Source organism: Bacteroides sp. Phil13 (genome assembly GCF_001940965.1).
Classification (GTDB): domain Bacteria; phylum Bacteroidota; class Bacteroidia; order Bacteroidales; family Bacteroidaceae; genus Bacteroides; species Bacteroides intestinalis.
This window is the reverse complement of record NZ_MSHA01000077.1, coordinates 2525-6615: the sequence shown is the minus strand read 5'-3', so window position 1 is coordinate 6615 and position 4091 is coordinate 2525. Positions and strand designations below refer to the sequence as shown.

At 40.5% G+C, this 4091-nt stretch carries 4 protein-coding genes and 1 tRNA gene; 4 read left to right on the top strand and 1 reads right to left on the bottom strand.

Translation table 11 applies throughout. The features are described 5' to 3' along the window. The first annotated feature begins 282 nt into the window (after positions 1-282). The 3 genes from BWI44_RS14690 to BWI44_RS14680 all read left to right on the top strand — a co-directional run bounded on the left by BWI44_RS14690 (position 283) and on the right by BWI44_RS14680 (position 2529). Positions 283-1434, top strand: coding sequence for a TlpA disulfide reductase family protein (locus tag BWI44_RS14690; protein ID WP_044532671.1), 1152 nt, complete (start codon positions 283-285; stop codon positions 1432-1434). A 184-nt stretch (positions 1435-1618) separates the two neighbouring features. After that, positions 1619-2083, top strand: a complete 465-nt coding sequence (greA, locus tag BWI44_RS14685) for a transcription elongation factor GreA (protein ID WP_007662037.1) — start codon at positions 1619-1621, stop codon at positions 2081-2083. Positions 2084-2136: 53 nt separating this feature from the next. Next, positions 2137-2529, top strand: coding sequence for an HIT family protein (locus BWI44_RS14680; RefSeq protein ID WP_044154835.1), 393 nt, complete (start codon positions 2137-2139; stop codon positions 2527-2529). 109 nt (positions 2530-2638) lie between these two features. Here BWI44_RS14680 and BWI44_RS14675 read toward each other — a convergent pair whose 3' ends face one another. Beyond that, on the bottom strand, positions 2639-3724 hold the full coding sequence (locus BWI44_RS14675) for a mannose-1-phosphate guanylyltransferase (RefSeq protein WP_138292416.1): 1086 nt from the start codon (positions 3722-3724) through the stop codon (positions 2639-2641). A gap of 157 nt (positions 3725-3881) precedes the next feature. On the opposite strand from BWI44_RS14675, the gene BWI44_RS14670 reads away from it, so the two are divergent. Continuing rightward, positions 3882-3965, top strand: a tRNA-Leu gene (locus BWI44_RS14670). Positions 3966-4091 lie beyond the last annotated feature (126 nt).

The window sequence follows — 4091 nt, the reverse complement described above, 5'->3', positions numbered from 1 at the left end:
TTTTGCCAGCTTTCCCGTTTCGAGTGTGATGGTTCTGCCATCAGGAAGCTCGATCGTCTTAACAATTGGGTTAATCATAAAAAATGTTTTATCTATATTTTCTTTCAAAATTCGTGCAAAGATACATATTAATTCATGTAATCAGGTGGGAATGAGATAAAAAAGTTTATAATTGACTATTTTTTTGAGTTTCCGTGTGGAAGATGCAATGAAAATGCTTTGACTAAACTTGAAAAGAGCTATATTTGCACGTTCGTTCTAATAGAAATTAAGAAGCTAAATATGAAAAAGATCTGTATTGTTGCGCTTGCCGCTTTGGCTTTGAGCGCGTGTAATTCTGAACCGAAATTCAAAGTTGAAGGCGAAGTTTCAGGTGCTGACGGTAAAATGCTGTATCTGGAAGCTGCTGCTTTGGAGGGTATCGTACCCTTGGATTCTGTTAAATTGAAGGGTGACGGTTCTTTCAGTTTCAAACAAACACGTCCAGAGTCTCCGGAATTTTACCGCCTTCGTGTGGACGACAAGGTTATCAATTTCTCAGTAGATTCTACGGAAACTATCGGATTGAAAGCTCCGTATGCTGATTTTGCTACTGCTTATACAGTGGAGGGATCGGCAAATAGTACCAAGATAAAAGAACTGACATTGAAACAAGTGCAGTTGCAAAATGAGGTGAATGAGTTGGTGAAGAAGATGCAAGCTCATCAGATAGGTGCTGATGTGTTTGAAGAGAAACTGGCTACCTTGATGAAGGACTATAAAGATGAAGTGAAAACAAAATATATCTTTTCTGCTCCCAATACGGCGGCTGCTTATTTCGCTTTATTCCAGAAGCTGAATAATTATCTTATTTTCGATCCTTTGAACAATAAAGAAGATATCAAGTGCTTTGCTGCTGTAGCAACCAGCCTGAATAACTATTACCCGCATGCCGTACGCTCTAAAAACCTTTATAATATTGTGATTAAGGGAATGAAAAATACCCGTACACCGCAACAGAAAGTTCTGGAGTTGCCGGAAGAGGCGATTTCTGAAACTGGTATCATTGATATCGCTCTCCGTGATATGAAAGGTAACACTCATAAACTGAGTGAACTGAAAGGCAAAGTCGTATTGCTTGACTTTACTATTTACCAGAGTGCAGCTTCTGCTCCCCATAATTTCTTGTTGAATGACCTTTATACTAAATATAAGGATCAGGGACTGGTGATTTATCAGGTTTCACTGGATGCAGACGAACATTTTTGGAAAACAACCGCTGACAATCTGCCCTGGATTTGTGTGAGAGATGCCAATGGAATTTACTCAAATGTGGCCGGCATGTATAACGTTAAGGAAGTTCCTTCGTTGTTCCTGATTAACCGGAATAGTGAGCTGAGTGCCCGTGGAGAGACTATAAAAGACCTGGATGCTGCTGTGAAAGCACTGCTGTAACTTGTTATAAATTAGAAGTTTTTATTTAAATATGTTACATAGCAGCAATTTTTGCTTGACACGCATTGTTTAAAAGGCTATCTTTGCAAAAGAAAAATCGAAAGAGGGTTCCAGCATGCTGACCATGTTGGAATTCTTTTTTGTTATATAATACCATTTAGAAACTAAAAAGGAGGAAAAAAGTATGGCTTATATGTCAGAAGATGGCTACAAGAAATTGATGGCCGAACTGAAAGAATTGGAGACGGTAGAACGTCCTAAGATTTCGGCTGCAATAGCCGAAGCACGTGATAAAGGTGACCTGTCGGAGAATGCAGAGTATGATGCTGCCAAAGAGGCTCAGGGCATGCTTGAGATGAAAATCAATAAATTGAAGACGATTATAGCAGATGCCAAGATTATTGATGAGTCTAAGCTGAAAACAGACTCCGTGCAGATATTGAACAAGGTAGAACTGAAGAACGTGAAGAACGGCATGAAGATGACTTACACTATCGTTTCGGAAAGCGAAGCCAACCTGAAAGAAGGTAAGATTTCTGTTAACACGCCCATTGCACAAGGCTTACTTGGTAAGAAGGTAGGTGAGGTAGCCGAGATCAAAGTACCGCAGGGTATGGTTAACCTTGAAGTAATGAACATATCATTTTAATGTAAAGGCAGGTCCGCATGCGGGCTTGCCTTAATTTATATATCATAAAAGTTATGGCAACAATATTCAGTAGAATTATCGCAGGTGAAATACCTAGCTATAAGGTGGCAGAGGATGATAAGTTCTTTGCGTTTCTGGACATCAATCCGTTGGTGAAAGGTCATACGTTGGTCGTTCCCAAGCAGGAAGTGGATTATATCTTCGATTTGAGTGACGAAGACTTGGCAGCAATGCATGTTTTCGCCAAGAAAGTGGCACGTGCCATCGAGAAAGCTTTTCCTTGTAAGAAAGTGGGTGAAGCAGTGATTGGCTTAGAAGTACCTCATGCGCATATACATCTCATTCCTATCCAGAAAGAATCGGATATGCTGTTCTCTAATCCGAAGCTGAAGCTTTCTGATGAAGAATTTAAAGCAATTGCCGAAGCGATTCGTACAGCACTCTAAAAATAAAACTCCTTCCTTTTGATAATAAGAACGGGGACTGAAGTAAATTCAGTCCCCGTTTCCTTTATTCTGATTTGAAAGTCTGTGCTTTCAATTCTCCATTTTCCGGTTAAATATAATCTTCACCTAATTTTATTTGTGCATCGTTTACATATTTACGGATGGAATGTTCTTCGTCTTTTTTGCAGATGAGCAGCACATTGTCTGACTCGGCAATAAGATAACCTTCCAGTCCATCAATGACAGCGAGCTTATTTTCTGGGAGTACTACAACATTTCCTTTGCTGTTGTATAATAATGACTGGCATTTCAGCGTCACATTTCCTTCCTCATCTTTTGGGGACAGATCGTAAAGAGAGCCCCATGTTCCTAAGTCGGACCAACCGAAATCTCCTAATGAAACATATACATTGTCGGCCTTTTCCATGATGCCGAAATCAACGGAGACATTGGGGCATGCAGGGAAGTTCTCATCAATAAAGGCCTTTTCGGCTGGAGTGCCATATACGTCTTTACCCGGAACCAATTTAGAAGCCAGTTCGGGAAGTAATGCTTCTACAGCTTTAATGACAGAGTTTACATTCCACATAAAGAGTCCGGAATTCCAATAAAATTCTCCACTTTCTACGAATACTTTAGCTAATTCTAACTCCGGTTTTTCGGTGAAGGTTTTCACTTTGTAGAAATTATCTCCGCTTTGTTCGGCTATCTGTATATAGCCATAGCCTGTTTCAGGACGATTTGGTTTGATGCCGAGGGTAAGTAGTTTTTCAGATTGTGATACGAAAGATAAGCCCCTTTCGATAGCAGCAAGGAATTCACCCTCTTTCAGAATCAAATGGTCGGATGGGGCTACCACAATATTTGCATTCGGGTTCAATGCGCGGATGTGATAGGCTGCCCATGCAATGCACGGAGCTGTATTTCTGCGTGTAGGTTCCAGTAATATCTGTTCAGGATTCAATTCGGGCAGTTGCTCCTTTACGAGGTCGGCATACAGGTCGTTTGTAACAATAAGTATGTTCTCCGTAGGAATAACTTTGTTGAAGCGGTCGAAGGTTTGTTGAAGCAGTGATCTGCCTGTACCAAAGAAGTCTAGAAACTGTTTTGGGAGCGTTTTTCGACTGAATGGCCAGAATCGGCTACCGATACCTCCACCCATGATAACGCAGAAGTTATCCTTATTTGTTGCCATATCGTTTGTTTTAAAAGTTTCTGCTAAAGTACACTATATTTTGGAAACACGGAATCTTTGTAGAGAGTTTTATGACTTTTTTCTCCTTTTTTTAGGAAAAGTATTGCAGGTTTAGAAAAAAGCCGTATCTTTGCACCGCAATTGAGAAATCAAGCATGCCCAGATGGCGGAATCGGTAGACGCGCTGGTCTCAAACACCAGTGGATTCACTTCCATCCCGGTTCGACCCCGGGTCTGGGTACGAATAAACCCTGATAATCACCTGATTATCAGGGTTTTCTGCTTTTATAGGGCGTACTAAATGTGTACTGAATGACGAATACAAAGAAAAGGTGTACTTTAATAGTTTTCTTCCCCATATCTTTAT